Below are 22,806 nucleotides of genomic sequence, written 5' to 3'. Positions count from 1 at the left end.
TCTCAGTTGGCTTCCCCGGTGGAAGGCTAGTGATCCATACGCAATCTAAGCGTTGCGACTCCGGTGGTCGAGTCAATACTCCTGACTAAGATAGGGGATAATGGACGCGCCGCCTCCGACTTTCGTCGCGATCCGCTGGAGCGGCGATCTCCAACAGGGCCTCGAACACGAAATCGGCAACGGCCCCTTGCCGTTCATCCCCATCTTGCTCATGTTCAATACCGCTTGCTGGTGATCGTTTGGGGGGCGGTCGGATTCTCATGGGAGGAAGTAGACAATGAAGGTATGCTATTTCGTTTCCGCCGCACTTCTTGCCGCGGCCGCGATCCCCGCCTCGGCCGCCGAAATTTCCGATGGCAAGGTCAAGATCGGCATCCTCAATGACCAATCCGGCGTCTATGCCGATTTCGGCGGCAAATGGTCGGTCGAGGCGGCCAAGATGGCGGTCGAGGATTTCGGCGGCAAGGTACAGGGCGCGCCGATCGAGATCATCAGCGCCGACCACCAGAACAAGCCCGATATCGCCTCCAACATTGCGCGGCAGTGGTATGACACCGAACAGGTCGATGCCATCATGGAACTGACGACCTCATCGGTCGCGCTCGCCGTCCAGGGGATTTCCAAGGAAAAGAAGAAAATCGATATCGTTACCGGCGCGGCGACCACCGAGCTGACCGGCAAGCAATGCTCGCCCTACGGCTTCCACTGGGCCTATGACACCCATTCTCAGGCGGTGGGAACAGGTGGCTCCCTGGTGCAGCAGGGCGGCGACAGCTGGTTCTTCGTCACCGTCGATTACGCCTTCGGCTATTCGCTCAAGGAGCAGACGGCCAAGTTCGTCGAGAGCCACGGCGGCAAGGTGCTGGGCGAGGTGCGCTATCCCCTGGGGTCGACCGATTATTCATCCTTCCTGCTGCAGGCGCAATCGTCGGGCGCCAAGGTCATCGGGCTGGCGAATGCCGGCCTGGACACGTCCAACTCCATCAAGCAGGCGGCCGAATTCGGCATCGTCCAGGGCGGCCAACGCCTTGCGGCACTTCTGTTCACACTGGCCGAGGTGCATGGGCTGGGCCTTCAGGCCGCGCAGGGCGTCGTGCTGACCGAGGGCTATTACTGGGATCGCGACGACAAGAGCCGCGAATTCGGGCAGCGCTTTTTCAAGCGCACCAACCGCATGCCGAACATGATCCAGGCCGCGACCTATTCGGCGGTGACGCAGTATCTGAAGGCGATCGACAAGGCCGGCACCGATGAGACCGAGGCCGTCGCCAAGCAATTGCATTCAATGCCGGTGGACGACGCCGTTATGACCAACGGCAAGGTGCAGTCCGACGGCAACATGGTCCACGACATGTATCTCTACCAGGTCAAGGCGCCCAGCGAGAGCACCAAGGACTGGGACTACTACAAATATCTCGCCACCATCCCCGGCAACGAGGCCTTCCTGAGCGAGAAGGACAGCGGCTGTCCAACGGCGGCCCAGTGATCGGCGCGGCCCATGGCGCCGCCTGACCTCAGCGCGAACGAGCCGCTTGTGGTGCTGTCCGCCCGCGGGCTGCGGCGCGATTTTGCCGGCTTCGTTGCCGTCAAGAATGTCGATCTCGATGTCCGCCACCGCAACATCCATGCCCTGATCGGTCCCAATGGCGCCGGCAAGACGACCGTCTTCAACCTGCTCACCAAGTTCCTGGCGCCGACCAGCGGCCGGATCGAACTGCTCGGCACCGATATCACCCGCACGCCGCCGGCAAAGGTAGCGCGCATGGGGCTGGTGCGCTCGTTCCAGATATCGGCGATCTTTCCGCACCTCAGCGTGCTCGACAATGTGCGCGTCGCACTGCAGCGGCCAGCCGGGCTCGGCGTCCAGTTCTGGCGCTCGCTCGCCGCGCTCGATCGGTTGACGCCGCGCGCGATGGAGCTGCTGCGCTCCGTCGGCCTCGACGATGCCCGTAACAAATTAGCCGGCGATCTTTCCTATGGCCGGAAACGCGTGCTCGAGATCGCCACCACCCTGGCGCTGGATCCGAAAGTGCTGCTTTTGGACGAGCCGATGGCCGGCATGGGGCATGAGGACGTCGCCACGGTTTCCGCCCTCATCCGTTCGGTCGCCAGCGACCGTGCGGTTTTGATGGTTGAGCACAATCTGACGGTCGTGGCCGATCTTTGCGACTGGATAACCGTCATGCAGCGCGGCGAGGTGCTTGCGGCCGGCGACTACGCCACCGTCAGCCGCGATGAACGCGTGAAGGTCGCCTATATGGGCACTGCCGATGACTAGCGCCGCACCCCTGCTTGCGGTCCGCGGCCTCAACGCCTGGTATGGCGAGGGCCATGCGCTGCACGGCGTCGATCTGGAAGTGTTTCGCGGCGAGACGGTGACGCTGCTCGGCCGCAACGGCGTCGGCAAGACGACGACGCTGCGCGCCATCATGGGGCTGATCCGCAAGCGCACCGGCGAGGTCGTCTTCGATGGCGCGGACCTGATGCGGCTGCCGCTGCACTGCACCGCGCATCAAGGCATCGGCTTCGTGCCCGAGGAGCGCGGCATCTTCGCGACACTGACGGTCGATGAGAATCTGGTCCTGCCGCCGGTCGTCGCCGAGGGCGGCATGAGCGTCGCCGAAATATTCGATCTCTTCCCCAATCTGAAGGAACGGCGCAACAGTCCCGGCACGAGGCTGTCGGGCGGCGAACAGCAGATGCTGGCGATCGCGCGCATGCTGCGGACCGGCGTGAAGATGCTGCTTCTCGACGAGCCCACCGAGGGCCTCGCTCCCGTCATCGTGCAGCGCATCGGCGAGCTGCTGGTGACGTTGAAGAAGCGCGGCATGACGATCCTGCTGGTCGAGCAGAATTTCCGCTTCGCCAGCCGTGTCGCCGATCGTTTCTATCTGATGGAGCACGGCAAGGTCGTCGCCGGGTTCCCGGTCGGCGAACTGGCCGACCGCATGACGCAGCTCCACGACGTTCTGGGTGTATGAGGGCGCCATGACGATGGTCTTCGGAATCCCCGTCCAGGCACTCCTCGGCCAGTTGCTGGTCGGCCTGATCAATGGCTCCTTCTACGCCATGCTGAGCCTGGGCCTGGCCGTGATTTTCGGCCTGCTGCGCGTCATCAATTTCGCCCATGGCGCCCAGTATATGCTCGGCGCCTTCGTCGGGTATCTCTTGCTCACCTATCTCGGCATCGGCTATTGGCCCGCTCTGATCCTCGCGCCGCTGATCGTCGGCCTCTTCGGCATCGTGGTCGAGCGCCTGGCGCTGTCGCGGCTATACGACACCGATCCGCTCTACGGCCTGCTCTTCACCTTCGGTCTCGAGCTCGTGCTCGAAGGCATATTCCGCTACTATTACGGTGTGTCGGGAAATCCCTACGCCGTGCCACCGCTGCTTTCGGGAGGCACCAATCTCGGCTTTATGTTCCTGCCCAACTATCGCGGCTGGGTCGTGGTTGCCTCGCTGATCGTCTGTTTCGGGACCTGGGCGCTGATCGAGAAGACCAGGCTCGGTTCCTATCTGCGCGCGGCAACCGAAAATCCCCGTCTCGTCCAGGCCTTCGGCGTCAACGTGCCGTTGCTGCTGACGCTGACCTACGGCCTCGGCTCCGCCCTTGCCGGGCTTGCCGGAATTCTGGCAGCCCCCGTCTATCAGGTGAGCCCGTTGATGGGATCGGATCTCATCATCGTCGTCTTCGCGGTCGTCGTGATCGGCGGCATGGGATCGATCCTTGGCGCGATCATCACCGGCTACATGCTTGGCCTCGCCGAAGGCCTGACCAAGGTCTTCTATCCCGAAGCTTCTAACCTCGTGGTCTTCGTCATCATGGCGATCGTGCTTCTGGTGCGGCCGGCAGGCCTGTTCGGAAGGGACGTCTGACATGTCGGAAGGGACATCTGACATGGCAGAGCTGACGCTGCCCGAGACATCAGCCGGAACCCCGGCATGGCTTGAATGGACGCTGGTCGGGCTCGGCATAGCGGCGCTGCTGGCGGCGCCATTCCTGGTCTATCCGATCTTCCTGATGAAGATGCTGTGTTTTGCGCTGTTCGCCTGCGCGTTCAATCTCCTGCTCGGCTATACCGGCCTGCTGTCTTTCGGCCACGCCACCTTCTTTGGCGGCGCCGCCTACTTCGCCGCGCATGCCGTCAAGGTGTGGGGTTGGCCGCCGGAAGCCGGCATCCTGCTTGGCATGGCGGGTGCGGCCCTGCTCGGCCTCGTCATGGGCTTCTTCGCCATCCGCCGGCAAGGCATCTATTTCGCCATGATCACGCTGGCGCTGTCGCAGATGTTCTTCTTCTTCTGCGTGCAGGCGCCCTTCACCGAAGGCGAGGACGGCATTCAGGGCGTGCCGCGCGGCATGCTGTTCGGCGTCCTCGACCTGAACGTCTCGCTGAACATGTATTATTTCGTGCTGGCGGTGTTCCTGATCGGCGTCTTCGCCATCTGGCGCATTGTCAATTCGCCCTTCGGCATGATCCTGCGCTCGATCCGCGAAAACGAGAATCGCGCCATTTCGCTGGGCTATTCCGTCGCCAACTACAAGCTCGGCGCCTTCGTCATGTCGGCGGCGCTGGCCGGGCTGGCAGGCTCCCTCAAGGCGATCGTTTTCCAGTTCGCCACGCTGACCGACGTTACCTGGCAGATGTCGGGCGAGGTGATCCTGATGACGCTGCTCGGCGGCATCGGCACGATGGTAGGACCGATCATCGGTGCGAGCCTGGTCGTCGGGTTGGAAAATACGCTTGCCACTTCCGGCTTCCCGGTGACCATCGCCACCGGGCTGATCTTCATGGTGTGCGTGCTGATCTTCCGGCGCGGCATTGTCGGCGAACTTTATGCACGACTTCTCAACCCGGCCGCGAAGGACTGACGGCTACGCCTCGGACAGATCAGCTCCAGATCGACCGGACGCGGTTGATCGGTCCGCGCAGCCGCGGCACCAGCGCCGACAAGAGAGGGCCGGCGGCGAGCGGTTTCAGCTCGGATATCTCCATCGGCAATTCACCCGCAGGCACACCGCAGCCGGCTTCACCCAGCACCTCGCCAAGCGCCGTCGCGGTCGGCACGCCACGGCCGGAATAGCCGACGAGTTCGAACAGGCCCTCGGCCGGATTGTAGAGATGCGGCGCGCGGTCCATGTTGATCGCCAGCTGTCCCGACCAGTGCCAGCGCCATTTGATCGCGCCGATCTGCGGAAACAGCCCTTGCATGCGCCGGGTCATGAAGGCGGCCGTCCTGGCGAAATTGGCGCCGCGGACCATTTCCAGCAGCCCGCCGACGATCAGCCGGTTGTCCCGGTCGAAACGGAAGTAGCGCACGTCAGGCCTCGAATCGCCGACGCTCTGGTTGCCGGGCACGATGCTCTGCCGCAGCCTGGGGTCGAGCGGCTCGCTGGCGATGGCATAGGAGATCATGGTGAAGAAGGATCTGCCGAGCGGCGGCAGCAGATTGCCGGTATAGGCGTTGGTGGCGACGCCCACCCGCTTGGCCCGCACCGTTCCTTGCGGACAGGTGATCACCCACACGCCACGCTGCCTCTCGATGGAGATCGCCGGCGATCCGGTATGGAGTGCGGCCCCTTCCAACATTGCCGCACGGGCCAGCCCGCGCACATAGGCGAGCGGGTTCAGATGCCCGCCATCGGGATGCAGCCAGCCGCCGTGGAAATCCTGCGATCCCGTCATCCGCACCGCCTGATCGCGGTCGAGCAGCAGCGGCTTCTTGCCGAGGCTGGCATAGAAGGCGTGCTGCCGCTCCATGGCCGGCATCGCCTTGGGGCTGTGCGCCAGCTGCAGCGCGCCCGTCGGTGCCGCTTCGCAATCGATGCCGTAGTCGCGGATGTAGGAAAACACCTTGGCGCCGGAATCCGCCAGGATCCTGGTGTTGCGTTCGCCGCGTTCGGCGCCGAGCTTTTCGGCCGCCGCCTTCGGGTTGATGAAGCCCAGCACCGGCACGCAGTGGCCATGGTTCCGCCCCGAGCCGCCATGGCCGATGCCATGTGCTTCCAGAACGATGGTCTTGACGCCGCGCCGGGCCACGTAGATGGCGGCCGACAGGCCGGTATAGCCGGCGCCGAAGATGACGAAGTCGGCGTCATGGTTTCCGCTCAGCACATCCGTCGCTGGCGCGGTGGGCGCAGTGTTCTCATAGAGGCTGCCGACGGTCGACATGGCTTGCCCTTTCGTCACGCTCGGCTCTCCTTACGCCTGCAAGGGCGGATGCCCGCGGCCATTGTGCAGGGTCCAGACCTGTTCGCGGCGCGCCGCTATTCCAGCCAGCGCTGCGGTCAGCCGGTCGGTCCAGCCGGCGATCGCCTGGTCTGTCCGCAACCCGTCATTGACGATTTCCAGGCCGCAGGCCGGAAGGCCGGTGCCCCAGCTGTGATAGTCGATGGTGAAGGTGCCGCCGATGCCGGAATAGGGCGCGTTGTCGCCAAGCAGCAGGTCTCCCCGTTGCCCGAGCGCCTCGATCAGCGCGTTCGACAGGCTGTCGCTCTCGTGCCAGATCGTGCCCGCGTCCCATTTGCGGTAGTCGGAACCAAGCTGCCTTGTGCAGCTGTGCAGCGACAGCAGGAAGGGAAAGCGCTCTCTCATCCGTAAGGCCTCGACGGCCCGGCCGACGGCGCGATGGTAGGGCCAGAAATAGCGGTCGCAGCGAAGCTGCCATTCCTCATCCGTGATGCCGTGGTTTGCCGGCACATCAATGCCGTCGCTTTCGCTCAAGATCAGGCGCGGATCGGCGATCCAGCGGTTGCAATCGAGGAGAAGTCGCGACCAGCGGGTCGACAGCAGCGGCGCATCCAGCCGGGCGGCAAGACCGCGCGCCACACCGTCAATGCCGATGTCGACGCCGATATGCTTGCGCAAATCATCCGGGGCGAGCCCGAGCGCCCCGTAGCGTGAAGGTAGGGCGCTGCTGGCGTGGTCGCACAGGATCAGGCAGGGGAAGCCGCCATCCGGGTTCAGGATCTCGACATTGTCTTCGCCAAGCCCGTCCAGCTCGGCTTGGCGTTCAGGGCTGATCGGCATTCCGGGATTCTGTCTTGTGGGCCTGGGATTCGCCTTTTTGGCGAAGGGCCTCGATTGTGGCCAGGCGCTCGCGCACCTTGTCGGGGCCGCGCTTGACCAGCGAGGCGATGATGGCTTCGCATTGCGCGAAGGCGACGACTTTCGAATCATAGGGCGAAAGGGTCTCGACCGAGGAGACGAGGATCTGGTCGGCGAAATGGCTGATCGGCGACATCCAGCGGTCGGTGAAGACGATCACCCGGGCGCGCGACTCATGCGCCAGCCGGGCGAATTCGACGATCTCGGCCTGATAGCGCCGGTAGTCGAAGACGACCAGCGTGGTCTGGCTGTTGAAGTCGACGAGCCGGTCGAAGAAGCGCGACGACTGGTTCTCGATGAAGAAGACGCCGGGCCGCAACTGGCCGAGATGCATCGACAGCCGCAGCGCCAGCACGGTGCTGAAGCGGCCGCCGAGGCAGTAGATATCGGAGCGCTCGTCCGCCAGAAGGTCGAGGATCGCCTCGAATTCCTGCTCCCGGTAATTGGCCGCCGTCTGCAGCAGCGCGTCGGCGAGATTGCGCATGATGCCGGCATAGGTGCCTTCGCCCGAGGCGTCGGCGCTTCTCGCATCGATCATCGACAGCGGCGAGTTCAGCTGCTCCGAGACCTCCTCGATAAGATCCTTCTGGAAGGCTGTGTAGCCGGCAAAGCCAAGCCTGGTGACCAGGCGCAGGATGGTCGGCACGCTGACCCCGGAGCGCTCGGCGAAACCGGCAACGGTCCCCAGCCCGGCGGCGGGATAATTGGTCAGAAGCGTGCGCACGACCTTCTTTTCAGCTGCCGTCAGCTTCAGCCCGTTGCTGCTCAGCATGTCCTTGATGGTCACGACGTTCCCTCTTTCGTTTGTTACGATATGATAGATTTTTGCATCGTCAATGAAGTTTGATATTTTTTACTACATAAATCCGTTGACCTCAGATCAACTTCTCATACTATGTCAGGAAATTGCAGGGAAAAACCATTCGCAGTACGGCGTGCCGGGCGGCAATGCGCGGCAAAGAGACGCCGCGGAGAAAGCAAGGGGAACTGCGACATGAAGATCTCATTCTGGCGCGCGACGCTGGCCGCAATGCTGCTGGGTGCGTCGGCAAATGCCGCCGGGGCGGAAACGCTGCGCTTCGCCGCGCAAGGCGACATCACCTCGCTCGACCCCTATGTCATCGACGAGACCTTCACCTCCGGCTTCCTCGGCAACATCTATGAGGGCCTCGTGCGCCGCGCCGCGGATCTGTCGATCCAGCCCGCGCTGGCCGAGAGCTGGGAGATGGTGGAGCCGACCCGCTGGCGCTTCCATTTGCGCAAGGGGGTAAAATTCCACGACGGCAGTCCGTTCACCGCCGATGATGTGCTGTTCTCGGCCGAACGCGTGCGCGGCGGCGGCTCGGATCTGAAGAACCGCCTCTCGCCCGACACCAAGGTGGTCAAGGTCGACGACTACACAGTGGATTTCATCACCGCCAAGCCCAACCCGATCATCCACTACCAGTGGGGCAACTGGTACATGATGTCGAAGGCCTGGGCGGAAAAGCATGGCGATGCCGGTCCGCAAAAGTCCGGCAGCGGGCAGGAAAGCTACGCCAACCTCAACGAGAACGGCACCGGCCCCTTCGTGCTGAAAAGCCGCGAGCTCGGCATCAAGACCACGCTTGCCGCCAACCCCGACTGGTGGGGCAACGCAACCCGCGAAGACAATGTCACCGATGTCGTCTTCACGCCGATCCCCAATTCCGCCACCCGCGTCGCCGCCCTGTTGTCGGGCGAGATGGACGTCATCTTCCCGGTGCCGGTGCAGGATGTCGACCGCATCAAGGCCAACCCCGGCACCAGCATGATCGTCGGGCCGGAACTGCGTACGGTCTACATCTTCATGGACCAATTCCGCGACGAGTTGCTCTACTCCAACATCAAGGGCAAGAACCCGCTCAAGGACCATCGTGTGCGCGAGGCGCTCTACCGGGCAATCGACATCGAGGCCATCAAGTCCAAGGTCATGCGCGGCATGTCGACGCCCTCGGCGCTGATGGTGGCGCCCGGCATCAACGGTTCCAGCCCCGATTTCACCCGTATCGCCTATGATCCGCAAAAGTCGAAGGCGCTGCTGGCCAAAGCCGGCTATCCCGACGGTTTCGAGATCGGTCTCGATTGCCCCAACGACCGCTACGTCAATGACGAGGCGATCTGCCTCGCCGTCACCAACATGTTCGCCAAGGTCGGCGTGAAGGTCAAACTCAACGCCCAGACCAAGTCGAAATTCTTCGACAAGGTGCTGTCACCGAAACTGGACTTCAGCCTCGGCCTGATCGGATCGACCCCGCCGAGCTTCGACAGCTGGGCGCCGCTGAATTCGCTGCACCAGTGCCCGCGCCTCACCCCGCAATCCGCCATCTGGGCCGAGAGCGACCGCGACAAGATCAACGCCGGCAAGTCGAACTATGGCGGCTATTGCAATCCCGAGGTCGACAAGCTTGCCGACCAGGTGTTGGCGGAAACCGACCCGGACAAGCGCAACGCGCTGATCAAGGCGGCGTGGAAGATCACCACCGACGACATCGCCTATCTGCCGCTGCACCAGCAGTGGATCGCCTGGGGTGTGCGCAACGGCGTCACCTTGAAGCAGCGCGCCGACGACGTCTTCGACTGGCGCTACGTGAAGATCGGCAAATAGCGGCATCGAGGTGGCCGCGCGTGGTGCCAGCCAGATGGGAAGGAAGTAGCGTTATCGGATGATCAGCTTCCTCGCCCGCCGCGTCCTGCAATCCTGCGTCGTCATGCTGGCGGTGGCCTTGCTCGCCTTCCTGATGTTCCGCTTCATCGGCGATCCCGTCGCGCAGATGGTCGGCCAGAACACCTCGCTGGCCGAGCGCGCCGAGCTGCGTGAAAAACTCGGGCTGAACGATCCCGTCCCCGTCCAGTTCGCGCATTTCGTCGGCCAGGTGGTGCGGGGCAATTTCGGCCTGTCCTACCAGATGGGACAGCCGGTCGGCCAGTTGCTGGCCGAACGGCTGCCGGCGACCATCGAACTCAGCCTCATGGCGCTGCTTTTGGCCGCGCTCATCGGCGTGCCGATGGGCGTCTATACCGGCCTTTACCCGGACCGATGGCTGAGCCGGCTGTTCCAGGTGGTCTCGCTGGTCGGCATTTCGATGCCGACCTTCTTCATCGGCATCATGTTCATCCTCGTCTTCGGTGTCGAGCTCGGCTGGCTGCCGACCTTCGGCCGCGGCGAGACTGTGCGGCTCGGCTGGTGGACCACGGGGCTGCTGAGTGTGTCCGGCTGGAAGTCGATCCTGATGCCGGCCTTCACGCTCGGCCTGTTCCAGCTCACCTTCATCATGCGGCTGATCCGCTCGGAAATGCTGGAGGTGATGCGGGCCGACTTCATCAAATTCGCCCGCGCCAGGGGCCTTAGCGAACGCTCGATCAATTTCGGCCACGCGCTGAAGAACACGCTGGTGCCGGTGATGACCATCGCCGGGCTGCAGCTCGGCTCGATCATCGCCTTCGGCATCATCACCGAAAGCGTGTTTCAATGGCCGGGCATCGGCATGCTGTTCCTGCAGGCGATCTCCACCGCCGACATTCCGATCATGTCGACCTATCTGCTGCTGGTGGCGCTGATCTTCGTCGTCATCAACCTCGTCGTCGACATGCTCTATTACGTGGTCGACCCGCGCCTGCGCACCGACAGCCTGGCGCGCGGGGCCTGACGATGAACACTGGGCGGTCCTTTCGCTTCCTCGCCGCGCTTCGCGACAGCGACATCTGGTACAAATTCACCACCTCGCCGCTGACGGTGCTGGCGGCAATCGTCGCCGCGCTGATGATCGGCTGCGCCGTGCTGGCGCCGTGGATCGCCCCGCACGACCCCTTCGATCCGGCCTCGATCGACCTGATGAATTCGCTGATCCCGCCGGTCTGGTCGCCGCAGGGCGACTGGAATTTCCTTCTCGGCACCGACGACCAGGGGCGCGATCTCCTGTCGGGCATCCTTTACGGCGCCAGGATCTCGATCCTGGTCGGCTTCGTCTCGGTCGGTCTTGCCGTCGCCATTGGTCTCGCGCTCGGGCTGCTGTCCGGCTATTTCGGCGGCTTCATCGATGCCGTCATCATGCGCATCGTCGATATCCAGATGACCTTTCCCGCCATCATGGTGGCGCTGCTGGTCGACGGCATCAGCCGCAGCCTGCTGCCGAAGGATCAGCACGACAGCCTGGCAATCTTCGTCATCATCCTGTCGCTCGGCCTGTCGATCTGGCCGCAAGTGGCGCGCACGGTGCGGGCCTCGACCATGGTGGAGAAGAACCGCGAATACGTGCAGGTCGCCCGCATCATCGGCCGCTCGCCTGTCGTCATCATGGCGCGCCATGTCATGCCCAACGTGCTCGGCCCGGTGCTGGTCATCGCCACCATCAATCTCGGCGTCGCCATTCTCGGCGAGGCGACGCTGAGTTTCCTTGGCGTCGGCATTCCCGCCACCGAACCCTCGCTCGGCACGCTCATCCGCATCGGAAACAACTTCCTGTTCTCGGGCGAGCGCTGGATCGTGTTGTTCCCCGGCCTGACGCTCGCTTTGCTGGTGCTGGCGGTCAACCTTTTGGGCGACTGGCTGCGCGACGTCCTCGATCCGAAGCTGCGCTGATGCCCCAGAAAACTAGCGCCCGGAAACCAGCGCCATGAAGCCACTTTTGTCGATCAGCGGCCTGAAGGTCGAATATCCCTCGCGCAAGGGCACCTTCGTCGCGGTCGAGGACATCGAGCTGACGGTCGAGCGCGGCGAGATCGTCGGCCTGGTCGGCGAGTCCGGCGCCGGCAAATCCACCATCGGCAGCGCTATCATGGGGCTGCTGGACAGGCCCGGCCACATCACGCAAGGCCGCATCGAGCTTGACGGGACGCGCATCGACACGCTCGACGCGAAAGCCCTGCGCGGCATCAGGGGCAAGCGCGTCTCGATGATCTTCCAGGACCCGCTGACCAGCCTCAATCCGCTCTACACGGTCGAACAGCAGCTCGTCGAAACGATCAGGACGCATAAGAAGATCGGCCCGGCCGAGGCGCGCCGGCAAGCGGTAGCCCTTTTGCGCAGCATCGGCATCCCGCAGCCCGAGCAGCGCATCGGCCAGTATCCGCATCAGTTTTCCGGCGGCATGCGGCAGCGCGTCGTCATCGCCTTGGTGCTTTGCACCGATCCGGACCTGATCATCGCCGACGAGCCGACCACCGCGCTCGACGTCTCCGTCCAGGCGCAGATCCTCGACCTCATCAAGACGCTGGCCAAAGAACGCAATGTCGGCATCGTGCTGATCACCCATGACATGGGCGTGATTGCTGAGACCACCGACCGCGTTGCGGTGATGTATCGTGGCCGGATCGTCGAGATCGGCGACACCGCGCAGATCATCCATCAGCCGCGGCACGACTACACAAGAAGCCTGATCGGCGCCGTGCCGCGGGCGGACGTGAAGCTCAACCGCTTTCCGGTGATCGACTATATCGAGAAGCCGGAACCGCGGCCCAATTTCGATGTCGCGACCCACTGGCTGGGCCAAGTCCGGACCGATAAGCCGGACAGCCAGGCAAGGCCCGACGCCGTGCAGGCGCCATTGATCGGCGTCGCCAATATCGGCATGAAGTTCATCACCCGCCGCTCGTTGCTGGCGCGCAATCGCGTCTGGTTCGAAGCGGTCAAGAATTTCAGCCTCGATATTCGGCAAGGTGAAGTGCTCGGTCTTGTCGGCGAATCCGGCAGCGGCAAATCGACGGTGGCCAAGATCCTGGCCGGCCTCAACGAGCCGTCGTCCGGCACTGTTGCCTTCGAGGGCACGGAGGTGTTTTCCCTCAGAGACCGGTCGCGGCGGCAGGCCATTCGCCGGCAGATCCAGATGATTTTTCAGGATCCCTATTCCTCGCTCAATCCGCGCATGCGCGTCGATGCCATCGTCGCCGAGCCGATCCGCCACCATCGCCTGGCCTCCAGCGGGCAGGAGACGGCGGCCATCGTCGGCGATCTCCTTGAACTGGTCGGCCTCGGCAAGGCCGCCGGCCGCAAATTCCCGCACGAATTCTCCGGTGGCCAGCGCCAGCGCATCTCCATCGCCAGGGCGCTGGCGACAAGGCCACGCTTTCTCATCTGCGACGAGCCGACATCGGCGCTCGACGTCTCCATCCAGGCGCAGATCCTCAACCTGTTGAAGGACCTGCAGGAAGCGCTGCGCCTGACCATGCTGTTCATCAGCCACGATTTGCCGGTGGTGCGCCAGATGTGCGACCGGATCGCGGTGATGAGACAGGGCGAGATCTGCGAACTGGCGTCGACGGAGGAGCTGTTCGAGCAGCCACGCCATGCTTATACGCGAGAGCTGCTGCGGCTGATGCCGAGGCTTTGAGCGGGGTGGGTTGAGCGCCGGCGCGGCTCAGGTGGCCGAATGGTCGGCGCGTATCGAAGTGGGCCGCGAGCTGGCGGTCGGCTTCTAGCCTGAAGTCATCAGCAAGCGGACGTTCCGCTGGCGACGTCGTTGCGGACCTGAACAGCACACAATCTCTGTTGGCGGATGGCTCAAAGCCTCGCAGTCTGGCATCGCTTTGCTGACGATCCGATGTCTGCGTTGAGCGCAAAACGCTCGCAGCGCTCGCCGTCGGACTCATCGATGAAGCCATCCTGACCGCATCAAGGATTGATTCCTTACAAATTCGTAAAGTTCGTTTCATGTAAACGGATGAGGCTTGGCCATCAAAACTAATGCGAGTTCACGTACGGCAACAGCTTACTGGTTGCTCCGGGAACGTGTTCGAATTTTCGCCCTGGTCGTTGTTCCCGTGGCCGGTAAAGGGTGACTTGGCTTGGAACGTATCACCGGAGCCGAATCGCGTGATTGTTGAGTTATTTGGCCCTGCCGGGTCGGGCAAAACAACTTTTGCACATGAACTTCAGCGCCGGCTGCAGGCTCAGGGCTACGTCGCGAAAGTCGTGCTTTCTTATCAACCCGGCGTCCATACCACACCATTTGACCCTGGCGGGTTTTGGTACGCTCTCCAGCGTGTTGTCAGGGCGATGATGCGAACGGCCGCCTTTGTTTTCCGTCCCTTGAACAACGCGGATGAACTCAGGCTGACAGTCAGGTTAGTCCAAACTTTAACGCCGAGAAGTCCGATTTGGGCGGTCAGGTTCAGCCGGTACATCCTGGCTTTATCCGTGGCCTGGCGGCGCTCGCTCGGCGACCGGGAAATTGTGATCTTCGATCAGGGTTTCATTCAGGCTGTCTGCTCTCTCAGCCTGTTCAGCGGAACTGCGGACACGGCGTCACTGGTAACGGCCCTGGATCTGATACCCACTTCGGATCTTGCGATAAGTGTGGACGCCGCTGAACCTTTGTTGTCGAAACGCCTGAAGGATCGGCTCTTTCATCAGAGCTATATGGAGCGCCTGTTCGAGGCAAATTCCAAAACGAACTTGCAATCGATACCAATCATCAGCCGGGTGAAAAGCCTCCTTCTCGGCAAAGAGAGATCAACATTAAGCATCGACATGTCTGATGAACGCAGCCTCCAGGAGGCCATATTTCGCGTTGAAAGAGAGATTGTCGAAATGTGTAGCCGGGATCGTTTTAGGTCAACCAAGCAGCCACGTGATCTCAAGGCAGGTAAGGATAATCACGCTGCCATCTCAGCATCCTTGCCCCGGATGGACGGACCACAATGACTGGGCGATAACGACGTCTATCGGTTCGTCAGCCGATGCCAGCCCAGCTAACGGGCCACGGCCCATATGCAGCACGGCCGGCACGTATCGAGGTCGGATTGTCGAGACATTCCACAGCGACCGCTTTGCGCGAAAGATACGCCAGGCGCTGATAGGCAGACGTCTTGAGGTGGTCGAATGTCGTCTGTCCGCTTCTGGCGAACGAATACAAGCACGGGGCGTCACTGGCCAGCAATCGAGCGATTGCACCGTAAGCTGCTGAAATCCTTAACGCGATTTTCACCCCGCTAGCCTAGCTACTTGCCACTATGAGGCACTCCAAGCAGCCTGTTCAAGGGTCCGTCCATCAAGGGCAGGGTGAATCCGTGGACGCTGGGATTTTCCGAGATCAGTTGGCTGATCTGCGGACGGGGATCTTCGTTTCGATGCCTATCGGCACGGTCCTCTCGGCCCTGATCCTGGCCGTGCAGATGCTTTCGGGCGGCGGCCTTGCTGCGGTGCTGTGGTTTGCGGCGGTCAGCACGATAAATGGCGCACGCATAGCACTTGCTCTCTCCCAATCGGACACAGTCGACAACAGGCTGAAACCGATCGGTGCACGGCTTTCCTCCTATGGATTGCTGGCTCTGGCGTCGGGCATCGCCTGGTCTTTTCTGGCAGTGCTGACCGATGGATACACCACGCCCCAGGCGCCGATCTATCTGATCGTTCTCGCCGGCGCGTCGGCCGGTTCGGTCACCTACGGAACATCATACGCTCCGTCCTCGATCAACTTCATGACGCTGCCGCTTTTGATCACCATCGGCTGCCTTTTGGCGAAAGGCGGTATCGAAAACTATATTCTGGCTTTCACAGTCCTGCTGTTTCTGGCTGGAATGATCAGAAGCGCGCTTCTCGGACAAGCCCGCTTCCGCGAGGCGAGCCGCCTCAAATACGAGGCGAAGGCGTTTGCCACCGAGATGGAACGAAACTCCAGGCGGGATCCGCTGACGAATTTGCTCAACAGGTACGGGCTCGAGCAGGCTATCCGCCAGCTCGGACTTGCCGACGGTCCGTTCGTGGCCATGCTGGTCGACCTGGACGGCTTCAAGTCCGTCAACGACACCTATGGTCACAATATCGGTGACGACCTGCTGGTCAGGGTTGCGCGCAGAATAGAGAACCATGCGCCGCCAGCGGCAACCATTTCGCGCATCGGCGGCGACGAGTTCGTGCTGCTCTTTCCCGCCGGCAAATCCGTGCACTCAACCGGCGAACTTGCATCCTCGATCATCGCGGCCATCGCAAGCCCGGATCCGGCGTTGAATTCGGTGCGCGTCGGCGCTTCGATCGGCATCTATGTATCGGAGAGACCACAATTGACGGAGATGCTGCTGCGGGCAGACTTCGCGCTTTACGCGGCCAAGCGCGGTGGCAGGAATGAATACCGTCTCTTCGATGCCGGACTGGATCGCGGGCTCGAACGCAAGCACTGCATCGAGCGCGATCTGCGCGGGGCCATCGAAACAGGCACTCTTTGCTCATGGTTTCAGCCCATGGTGCGACTGGACACGAATGCCGTGGTCGGCTTCGAGGCGCTGCTGCGGTGGCGACACCCGGTTCATGGGGCCATTTCCCCGCCTGAGATCGTCACCGCGGCGCGTGAAACCGGGCTGCTTTCCTTATTGACGGAAACGGTGTTTCTCAACTGCTGCGCCATGATTGAAGAGCTCGTGAGAAACGGGCGTCAGCATGTTCGCGTCGCCATGAATCTGTCGCCACGCGAGCTCGAGGCAGGCAATGTCGATGAAATGATACTGGACAGCCTCAAGACGAAGAATGTCCCTGTGGCGATGCTCGAGATAGAGATCACGGAAGAAGCGCCCGTGGATCGCGACCGAATTGACGAAAAGCTGGAACGCCTGGCGGATGCAGGCCTGTCCATTGTGCTGGATGATTTCGGCACCGGTTTTTCGACGCTGGTTTCGCTGAAGGACAGCCGAATCCGCAAGATCAAGATCGACAAGGACTTCGTTCGCGATCTCGCCAAGTCCGTGGAAGATCAGGCCCTCGTCAAGGCAGTCATCGATCTCGGGCGAACGCTGGGAATGGAGGTGGTCGCCGAGGGGGTGGAAACCGACGCGGATCGTATGATCCTGCGATCGCTCGATTGCATGATCGCGCAGGGGTTTCTCTTCTCGGCAGCCCTTCCCATGCATGACGCGCTGGCCTTCGATGCAGGCCGCGTCGACAGCTCCGCCGCCGCCAAAGCCCTTTTTGATCCCGCGGCGGGCCTGCTGCGCAAGTCGCAAACCGGCAACGCCGCTTAAGCAACGGCCGCACGCCGGCCGGCGGCGACGAGCCGGCATCGGTGCTCGACGTCTCCATCCAGGCGCAGATCCTCAACCTGTTGAAGGACCTGCAGGAAGCATTGCGCCTGACCATGCTGTTCATCAACCACGACCTGCCGCGCCGCGACCGCATCGCCGTGATGAGGCAGGCGAAATTTGCGAATTGGCGCCAACCGACGAGCTCTTCGAGCGGCCGAGCCACGCTTATACGCGTGAATTGCTGAGGCTGATGCCGAGGCTTTGAGCGGGGTGGGGTGAGTGCCGGCGAAAGTCGGCGTTGAGGCATTCGGCAGCGACCGTCTCGCGCGAAGGACGCCAGGCGCCGATGTGCAGAGGTCTTGAGATGGGCCGAAGGCCGTCAGCTTGCAGGTTGACGTGTTTAGAAGCTGCCGTTCCGCTGTTGACCCAAGGCAGACCCTCAACTCAATTGACCGGTGTCATCACCATCCAGGAGTGCTTGGCGTTCCCGCGAGAAAGACCAGACATTTGCCTCGTCTGCTTCCAGTACCCAGATGCTGTCGAAATCGTCATCGGGCCATGATTGCGGAGCGGTCCCTGTGCCACCGACAAGCGCAGCCGTCAGAGCAGGAATAGACTCGTGTTGCCAGCTAACCAACACCGGTGATTGGGCTGTGCGGATGGCATCCGCCGCTGACTGCTCTTGGCCCTTTGAATGAGTGACATCCGGTTCAAGGCCAAGGCGCCTTGCCAGTGGAGTAATTGTCTGGCTAGGCCGCTTGCTCCGAGTGCCGGAATCGTCTCTTTTGATCACGCCCGACGCAACAATTGATGCAGGTCTGCCCAGAGGTAGAGGCGGCTGGTAAAAAAATCGGCAAAGGCCTCCCGCGCGTTGCCAGCCGCGCACCGTCAGTGATGCGGGATCACTTTCGCCCTGTTCGGTGACCCCGAGGTCCGGACCGCCTGGGATCGGCTTTTCGGCATGACGAATGATCATTACAAGTTTGTTTGGCATCGTTTCGCCCGCCTCACGTTAGCATTGGATCAAGTCGACTGGTGTCACTAGAGTCGCTCTCGATGCAAGCTCGTTTCCACCTGTTATAGACCCGGCATGGCGGCATCGGACTGCCGGACCAAAAATTTCCTGCGTCTAGCGCAGTGGGACGCCAAGGTAATCCTCCCGACTTTTCACCTCGGCTTCGCTCAAATACCCCATTCGGAGGCAGTTCGCGACTTCATATGTGTGGTTCGGCGGGATGGAAAACGTGGCGTTCAAGTCATCGAGGCACCCCTGCCGCAGCGCTTTGTCCACCAGTTGCTGCAACGTCGCTTCTTTTCCTTGCTGGTGTGATCGATGTTGGCCGAGGACATAATACCCAACCCCGACGACAATGGCTGCGAAAGCGCCGGCTACCAGCAGTCGCAATCGCGCGTTATTGGGCATTTGCCCTCCGCAGAACAGCACAGCCTTTCAGGCTACCGGGCTTGGTCAGGGTGAATCCCTGCTGATCAATCCTCCGGCTGCCGCTTGACCCTCGGTCGAGGACTGGTTGGCACCGATCGGTGTTGCAGATGGGGTTCGCGCGTTCTTGGGCCCAGTCGTGGCGGCAATCGGTGCCGTCGTTGTGGTTGGCATCGGCCACGCAGGTGCTTCGAAGATGGTCAGTTGGCGCGCGGTACACCCTGTACACCACGTCACCGCTTGCACAGTCGCGCCACCAGGCCGCGAAAGCCGAATGGCAACCAAATCATTTGAATATCGATTTGATCCAACGCAAATGCGCTCTTGCCGAGGAAATCCTCAAGTCCTTTTAGATCAAATGTTTGTCGGGTTTCGGGGCCAACGAATTGCAACCGCTTCATTGAAGAGCAATCTGTCGCATAGATCGACATTGTTCCGCCTGGACGCAGAACCCTGTGGGCTTCCGCCAGGGCGGTACCGGTCGGCGAGCAGAAGTAAATCACGTTGACGGCCAGAACCTTGTCCACTGAGGCGCTTTCCACTGGCAGCCGCTCGAAGGTGCCCTGGATCAGTTTCAGCTTTCCGTCTTGAATTGCGGCTCGATTTCGAATTTGGGCCTGACGAAACATCGTCGGCGACCGATCCACCCCTGTAATCGTACCGCTGTGCGCTAGTCTGGCCATTTTCTTGAGCGCCCAACCCGGCCCAAACCCTATTTCAAGCACGTCATCCTGCTCGCCGATGTCCAATCGTTCGATGGCCCGCCTGTTGGGCAGGTGATTTATCAGGCCCATGACTGCTCCGGCCGCACGCCCGCACATGCCCTCCGGCATGGAAAACTGTTGCGCAATAAAATTGTGCAGGCCAATGGTGCCTATGCCATCGAGTGTCTCGACGACGGATGCGCGTGGTGGTGCCAGATGCCAAGGCGCGCCTTGGAACGCGAGGCCATCGCTTCCGCCGCATCTGTCAATCTGTGGAACCAATGGTATTGCGGGCGGCTCCTGGGCTTTTTCATCCAACATTCATTGCTGCTTTTTATTGCGGGCGATACCCAGGATGCCAGTTCGAGGCGGCAGTGTCCGAAACGTACCCGGCGCCATGGCGGCAGCGGCCATCGTTGCAGCCGCAGACACACTCACAGGGCTACGATCGCCCAACGACGGTGTAGGTCGTCTCTATGGTCGGACTAACATGTGACCGATCAGCCGGGCCTTTTCGAGTGGGGGGAGAAACGACATTGCCGCAATAGCGGTGCCGATGAACCCTTCGCATCGCCACAGGAAGCGCGAGCGCCAAAAAGCAAACGATGGCAACGATCGGTACCGCGACGGCTGCAAGGGCCGCGCCTAGAACCAGCGCGGACGCGACCCAGAAGGTTTCAGCGATCCTGTTCATTGAGATGACTCCATTCCCCCGAAGCAATGAGCCATTTATGTTTCCCGCGCATTTCCGCTGGAATACATATTCGTAAGATGCCGTAGTGGCGGACGCATTGCCGGCGCCTCAAGGCTCAGCCCACCACGCCTCACCCATAACACCCGCGCTCCACCGCCAGCCGCCGCACCAGCGCCAGCACGGCGTCGATGGTCGGCGTCGGCTTGTCCGTCAGCCGGCCAAGTTCCTGCACGGCGCTCACCAGCGCGTCGATCTCCATCGGCCGGCCGCGCTCCAGGTCCTGCAGCATCGAGGTCTTGTGCTCGCCGACATCGCCGGCGCCCTTGATGCGGCGGTCGACCCCAATGGGAAAGCGCACGCCGAGGCTTTCGCCGATCGCTTGCGCTTCCAGCATCATGGTGCGGGCGAGCGTGCGGGTGCCCTCGTCGGCGACCATCGCGGCCAGTGTGGAGCCGGTCAGCGCCGAGATCGGGTTGAAGGAGAGGTTGCCCCACAGTTTCACCCAGATCTCGCTGCGGATATCGTCGCGCACCGGCGCCTGCAGGCCGGCCTTGACCATTTCCTCGGCCAGGCGCATCACCCTTTCGCTGCGCGCGCCAGAGGGTTCGCCGAGCGAGAAGCGCTTGCCCTCGACATGGCGGATGAGGCCGGGCGCGTCGACTTCGACGGCAGGATAGACGACCGAGCCGATGACGCGCCGCGGCCCGATCCGCTGCCAGATCGCGCCGCCGGGGTCGACCGCGTTCAGCCTGGTGCCTTCGAGCGGCCCGCCCACACCATGGAAATACCACCACGGCACGCCGTTCTGCATGGTGACGACGCTTGTGTGGTCCCCGAGCAGCGGCGCGATCTGGTCCAGCGCCGGGGTCAGCGAATGGGCCTTCAGCGCCAGCACGACGATGTCCTGTACGCCGAGTTCCTCGGCCTTGGCTGCGGCCCTCACCGGGGCGACCGATTCCTGGCCGTCCTCGATCAGGCGCAGGCCGTTGGCCTGGATCGCTTCCAGATGGGCGCCGCGCGCGACGATCGATAGGTCGGTGCGGCCGGCGATCGCCAGCTTGGCGGCGAGATAGCCGCCGATCGCGCCGGCGCCGAAAATGGTGATCTTCATCGTCAAAGCCCGAGTTTGGCGGCAAGCCCGATGCGCTGCAGCTTGCCTGTCGCGCCCTTGGGGATCTCGTCCAGGATCAGCACCTTGCGCGGCACCTTGAAGTCGGCGAGCCGGGTCGCGGCGTGAGCGCGGATGTCGCTTTCGCTGGCGCTCATGCCTTCGCGCAGCACCACGGCCGCCGCCACCTCCTCGCCGAGCTTGTCATGCGGCATGGCGAAGGTGACGACTTGCGCCACCGCCGGATGGTCCATCAGCACGTCATCGACCTCGAGCGGCGAGATCTTCTCGCCGCCACGGTTGATGATCTCCTTGAGCCGCCCGGTGACCCGGAGATAGCCATCCTCATCCAGCACGCCCTGATCGCCGGTGTGGAACCAGCCATGCGCGAAGGCCGTGGCATTGGCCTCCGGGTTCTTCTCGTAGCCCGCCGTGACATTGGGTCCGCGGATGACGATCTCGCCGGTCTCGCCGGCTGTCAGCAGTCGCCCGTCCGCCGCCATGACAGCCACTTCCGGTCCGGCGGAAGCGCCGACGCTGCCCGGCTTGCGCAGGCCCGGCGGCAGCCGGTTGGACGCCATCTGGTGCGCGGCCTCGGTCATGCCGTAGGATTCGATCACCGGGCAGCCGAAGATTTTCTCCAACTCGCCCATCACTTGCGCCGGCAGCGATGCCGAGGACGAGCGGATGAAGCGCAGGCGCGCCGCCGCCAGCACCTCTTCATTGCGCGCCGCGCGCGGCAGGATCGCCTGGTGCATGGTCGGCACCGCCGTGTACCAGCTCGGCTTCGCGTCACCCAGCCACTGGAAGAAGCGCAGCGCGTTGAAGCCCGGCGTGCAGTAGATGCTGCCGCCCGCTGCCAGCGACGACAGCACCGCCGCGATCAGGCCATGGATGTGGAACAGCGGCATGATGTTGAGGCAGCGGTCGTCGGCGGTCAAGCCGAGAGTTGTGCCAATATGGGTGGCCGAAGCCGCGATGTTGGCATGGCTGAGCGGCACCAGTTTTGGCCGCGATGTCGTGCCCGATGTGTGCAGCAAAAGCGCGATGTCGCCATCCCCCGCCATATCGGGCGCCGCCTGTGGACCGATCGCCGCGGCCTCGATGGTGAAGCTGCCGGCAGGTGTGTCGGGTAAAACGACAAGCCGCAGCACGCCGATGCCGAGCCGCTCGGCCACCGCCACCGCCGGGCCGGCTTCGGTCTCTGCGACAAGGATCGCCTTGGCACCGATGTCAGTGAGGTAGAAATCGAGTTCGTCCGCCCGATAGGCCGGATTGAGCGGCGCCGTCGAGGCGGCGGCGGCCACAGCGACGAAGGCGGTGGCCATCTCCGGCCCGTTCGGCAGCACTATCGCCACCCGGTCGCCCCGGCCGATGCCGAGCGGATGCAGCCGTTCGGCCGTGGCCGCGATCAGACGGCGAAGCCCGCCATGGGTCAGCGTCGCCCTGTCGGGCGCCAGGATGGCCGGAGCGTCATCGAGGCCGGCGGCGAGACGGCGGGAGAGGTCGGGGTGCGTTTCAGCTTGGGTCATGGTCACCGGCTATGTTCAAACGACTGCTTTCAGAAGTCCAGCGGACGATCCGGCCCCGGACAATTGTCGACGCTGGCGCCGCCCCCTCTCCGTCTCGGCTTCGCCGAGCCACCTCTCCCCCCACATTGTGCTACGGAATGCACACATCTAGGAGTGGGGTGCGGCGGATTGACTCTCGGCTTGAGGAGGGCTGGCGGTCTCGGCTTTCGGCGTGATTCTGTATCAGGCACTTTGCTTGATTCGAGGTGTCGC

At 62.7% G+C, this 22,806-nt stretch carries 20 protein-coding genes and 1 pseudogene; 13 read left to right on the top strand and 8 right to left on the bottom strand.

Annotated features, from left to right (window positions below):
* The first annotated feature begins 100 nt into the window (after positions 1–100).
* The 6 genes from DBIPINDM_RS16305 to DBIPINDM_RS16280 are packed head-to-tail and all read left to right on the top strand — an operon-like array spanning position 101 to position 4,870.
* Complete coding sequence (locus tag DBIPINDM_RS16305; RefSeq protein WP_258588201.1) at positions 101–235, top strand: hypothetical protein; 135 nt, start codon at positions 101–103, stop codon at positions 233–235.
* A 42-nt stretch (positions 236–277) separates the two neighbouring features.
* Positions 278–1,486, top strand: coding sequence for an ABC transporter substrate-binding protein (locus DBIPINDM_RS16300; RefSeq protein ID WP_258588200.1), 1,209 nt, complete (start codon positions 278–280; stop codon positions 1,484–1,486).
* 12 nt (positions 1,487–1,498) lie between these two features.
* Entirely contained in the window at positions 1,499–2,278 is a 780-nt protein-coding gene (locus tag DBIPINDM_RS16295) for an ABC transporter ATP-binding protein (protein WP_258588199.1), read from the top strand.
* The gene (locus DBIPINDM_RS16290) at positions 2,271–2,981 is read left to right on the top strand and encodes an ABC transporter ATP-binding protein (protein ID WP_258588198.1); all 711 of its coding nucleotides are present in this window, start codon (positions 2,271–2,273) and stop codon (positions 2,979–2,981) included. The genes DBIPINDM_RS16295 and DBIPINDM_RS16290 overlap by 8 nt, the downstream gene beginning before the upstream one ends.
* Before the next feature lie 7 nt (positions 2,982–2,988).
* Complete coding sequence (locus tag DBIPINDM_RS16285; RefSeq protein ID WP_258588197.1) at positions 2,989–3,876, top strand: branched-chain amino acid ABC transporter permease; 888 nt, start codon at positions 2,989–2,991, stop codon at positions 3,874–3,876.
* 22 nt (positions 3,877–3,898) lie between these two features.
* A complete protein-coding gene (locus tag DBIPINDM_RS16280; RefSeq protein WP_258588196.1) occupies positions 3,899–4,870 on the top strand; it encodes a branched-chain amino acid ABC transporter permease in 972 nt (323 codons plus the stop codon).
* A gap of 19 nt (positions 4,871–4,889) precedes the next feature.
* On the opposite strand, the gene DBIPINDM_RS16275 is transcribed toward DBIPINDM_RS16280, so the two are convergent.
* The 3 genes from DBIPINDM_RS16275 to DBIPINDM_RS16265 are packed head-to-tail and all read right to left on the bottom strand — an operon-like array spanning position 4,890 to position 7,893.
* The gene (locus tag DBIPINDM_RS16275; RefSeq protein WP_258588195.1) at positions 4,890–6,188 is read right to left on the bottom strand and encodes an NAD(P)/FAD-dependent oxidoreductase; all 1,299 of its coding nucleotides are present in this window, start codon (positions 6,186–6,188) and stop codon (positions 4,890–4,892) included.
* Positions 6,189–6,200: 12 nt separating this feature from the next.
* Positions 6,201–7,028: an N-formylglutamate amidohydrolase gene (locus DBIPINDM_RS16270; RefSeq protein WP_258588194.1), complete on the bottom strand. Its 828-nt coding sequence runs from the start codon at positions 7,026–7,028 to the stop codon at positions 6,201–6,203.
* Complete coding sequence (locus DBIPINDM_RS16265) at positions 7,012–7,893, bottom strand: MurR/RpiR family transcriptional regulator (protein ID WP_258588193.1); 882 nt, start codon at positions 7,891–7,893, stop codon at positions 7,012–7,014. The genes DBIPINDM_RS16270 and DBIPINDM_RS16265 overlap by 17 nt, the downstream gene beginning before the upstream one ends.
* Positions 7,894–8,100: 207 nt before the next feature.
* Between DBIPINDM_RS16265 and DBIPINDM_RS16260 the strand changes: the two genes are divergently transcribed.
* From DBIPINDM_RS16260 to DBIPINDM_RS16230, 7 genes and pseudogenes are all read left to right on the top strand, one after another.
* A complete protein-coding gene (locus tag DBIPINDM_RS16260; protein ID WP_258588192.1) occupies positions 8,101–9,732 on the top strand; it encodes an ABC transporter substrate-binding protein in 1,632 nt (543 codons plus the stop codon).
* 58 nt (positions 9,733–9,790) lie between these two features.
* Complete coding sequence (locus DBIPINDM_RS16255; protein WP_258588191.1) at positions 9,791–10,774, top strand: ABC transporter permease; 984 nt, start codon at positions 9,791–9,793, stop codon at positions 10,772–10,774.
* A 2-nt stretch (positions 10,775–10,776) separates the two neighbouring features.
* Positions 10,777–11,706 carry an ABC transporter permease gene (locus tag DBIPINDM_RS16250; RefSeq protein WP_258588190.1) on the top strand — a complete coding sequence of 310 codons (930 nt, stop codon included), beginning with the start codon at positions 10,777–10,779 and terminating at the stop codon, positions 11,704–11,706.
* 34 nt (positions 11,707–11,740) lie between these two features.
* Positions 11,741–13,453, top strand: coding sequence for a dipeptide ABC transporter ATP-binding protein (locus DBIPINDM_RS16245; RefSeq protein ID WP_258588189.1), 1,713 nt, complete (start codon positions 11,741–11,743; stop codon positions 13,451–13,453).
* Positions 13,454–13,851: 398 nt separating this feature from the next.
* On the top strand, positions 13,852–14,766 hold the full coding sequence (locus DBIPINDM_RS16240; protein ID WP_258588188.1) for a hypothetical protein: 915 nt from the start codon (positions 13,852–13,854) through the stop codon (positions 14,764–14,766).
* A 308-nt stretch (positions 14,767–15,074) separates the two neighbouring features.
* On the top strand, positions 15,075–17,075 hold the full coding sequence (locus DBIPINDM_RS16235; protein WP_258588187.1) for a putative bifunctional diguanylate cyclase/phosphodiesterase: 2,001 nt from the start codon (positions 15,075–15,077) through the stop codon (positions 17,073–17,075).
* A gap of 26 nt (positions 17,076–17,101) precedes the next feature.
* Positions 17,102–17,340, top strand: a pseudogene (locus DBIPINDM_RS16230) (ABC transporter ATP-binding protein); the annotation flags it as partial.
* Positions 17,341–17,514: 174 nt separating this feature from the next.
* On the opposite strand, the gene DBIPINDM_RS16225 reads toward DBIPINDM_RS16230, so the two are convergent.
* From DBIPINDM_RS16225 to DBIPINDM_RS16205, 5 genes are all read right to left on the bottom strand, one after another.
* Positions 17,515–18,069: a histidine phosphatase family protein gene (locus DBIPINDM_RS16225; protein WP_258588186.1), complete on the bottom strand. Its 555-nt coding sequence runs from the start codon at positions 18,067–18,069 to the stop codon at positions 17,515–17,517.
* 135 nt (positions 18,070–18,204) lie between these two features.
* Complete coding sequence (locus DBIPINDM_RS16220; RefSeq protein WP_258588185.1) at positions 18,205–18,498, bottom strand: hypothetical protein; 294 nt, start codon at positions 18,496–18,498, stop codon at positions 18,205–18,207.
* 251 nt (positions 18,499–18,749) lie between these two features.
* Positions 18,750–19,541 carry a class I SAM-dependent methyltransferase gene (locus DBIPINDM_RS16215; RefSeq protein ID WP_258588184.1) on the bottom strand — a complete coding sequence of 264 codons (792 nt, stop codon included), beginning with the start codon at positions 19,539–19,541 and terminating at the stop codon, positions 18,750–18,752.
* Positions 19,542–20,044: 503 nt separating this feature from the next.
* Positions 20,045–21,025, bottom strand: a complete 981-nt coding sequence (locus DBIPINDM_RS16210; RefSeq protein WP_258588183.1) for a 2-dehydropantoate 2-reductase — start codon at positions 21,023–21,025, stop codon at positions 20,045–20,047.
* A gap of 2 nt (positions 21,026–21,027) precedes the next feature.
* Complete coding sequence (locus tag DBIPINDM_RS16205) at positions 21,028–22,554, bottom strand: acyl--CoA ligase (RefSeq protein WP_258588182.1); 1,527 nt, start codon at positions 22,552–22,554, stop codon at positions 21,028–21,030.
* Positions 22,555–22,806 lie beyond the last annotated feature (252 nt).

This window comes from Mesorhizobium sp. AR02, assembly GCF_024746835.1.
GTDB lineage: Bacteria > Pseudomonadota > Alphaproteobacteria > Rhizobiales > Rhizobiaceae > Mesorhizobium.
This window is presented reverse-complemented; position numbering and strand designations above follow the sequence as displayed.

Bases quoted from the DNA above. Each gene is read 5' to 3' on its own strand.
- DBIPINDM_RS16270 (WP_258588194.1), bottom strand. From the start codon at position 7,028: ATGCCGATCAGCCCTGAACGCCAAGCCGAGCTGGACGGGCTTGGCGAA.
- DBIPINDM_RS16285 (WP_258588197.1), top strand. From the start codon at position 2,989: ATGACGATGGTCTTCGGAATCCCCGTCCAGGCACTCCTCGGCCAGTTG.
- DBIPINDM_RS16290 (WP_258588198.1), top strand. From the start codon at position 2,271: ATGACTAGCGCCGCACCCCTGCTTGCGGTCCGCGGCCTCAACGCCTGG.
- DBIPINDM_RS16225 (WP_258588186.1), bottom strand. From the start codon at position 18,069: ATGCCAAACAAACTTGTAATGATCATTCGTCATGCCGAAAAGCCGATC.
- DBIPINDM_RS16260 (WP_258588192.1), top strand. From the start codon at position 8,101: ATGAAGATCTCATTCTGGCGCGCGACGCTGGCCGCAATGCTGCTGGGT.
- DBIPINDM_RS16280 (WP_258588196.1), top strand. From the start codon at position 3,899: ATGGCAGAGCTGACGCTGCCCGAGACATCAGCCGGAACCCCGGCATGG.
- DBIPINDM_RS16205 (WP_258588182.1), bottom strand. From the start codon at position 22,554: ATGACCCAAGCTGAAACGCACCCCGACCTCTCCCGCCGTCTCGCCGCC.
- DBIPINDM_RS16210 (WP_258588183.1), bottom strand. From the start codon at position 21,025: ATGAAGATCACCATTTTCGGCGCCGGCGCGATCGGCGGCTATCTCGCC.
- DBIPINDM_RS16235 (WP_258588187.1), top strand. From the start codon at position 15,075: ATGAGGCACTCCAAGCAGCCTGTTCAAGGGTCCGTCCATCAAGGGCAG.
- DBIPINDM_RS16300 (WP_258588200.1), top strand. From the start codon at position 278: ATGAAGGTATGCTATTTCGTTTCCGCCGCACTTCTTGCCGCGGCCGCG.
- DBIPINDM_RS16215 (WP_258588184.1), bottom strand. From the start codon at position 19,541: ATGTTGGATGAAAAAGCCCAGGAGCCGCCCGCAATACCATTGGTTCCA.
- DBIPINDM_RS16295 (WP_258588199.1), top strand. From the start codon at position 1,499: ATGGCGCCGCCTGACCTCAGCGCGAACGAGCCGCTTGTGGTGCTGTCC.
- DBIPINDM_RS16245 (WP_258588189.1), top strand. From the start codon at position 11,741: ATGAAGCCACTTTTGTCGATCAGCGGCCTGAAGGTCGAATATCCCTCG.
- DBIPINDM_RS16255 (WP_258588191.1), top strand. From the start codon at position 9,791: ATGATCAGCTTCCTCGCCCGCCGCGTCCTGCAATCCTGCGTCGTCATG.
- DBIPINDM_RS16220 (WP_258588185.1), bottom strand. From the start codon at position 18,498: ATGCCCAATAACGCGCGATTGCGACTGCTGGTAGCCGGCGCTTTCGCA.
- DBIPINDM_RS16305 (WP_258588201.1), top strand. From the start codon at position 101: ATGGACGCGCCGCCTCCGACTTTCGTCGCGATCCGCTGGAGCGGCGAT.
- DBIPINDM_RS16250 (WP_258588190.1), top strand. From the start codon at position 10,777: ATGAACACTGGGCGGTCCTTTCGCTTCCTCGCCGCGCTTCGCGACAGC.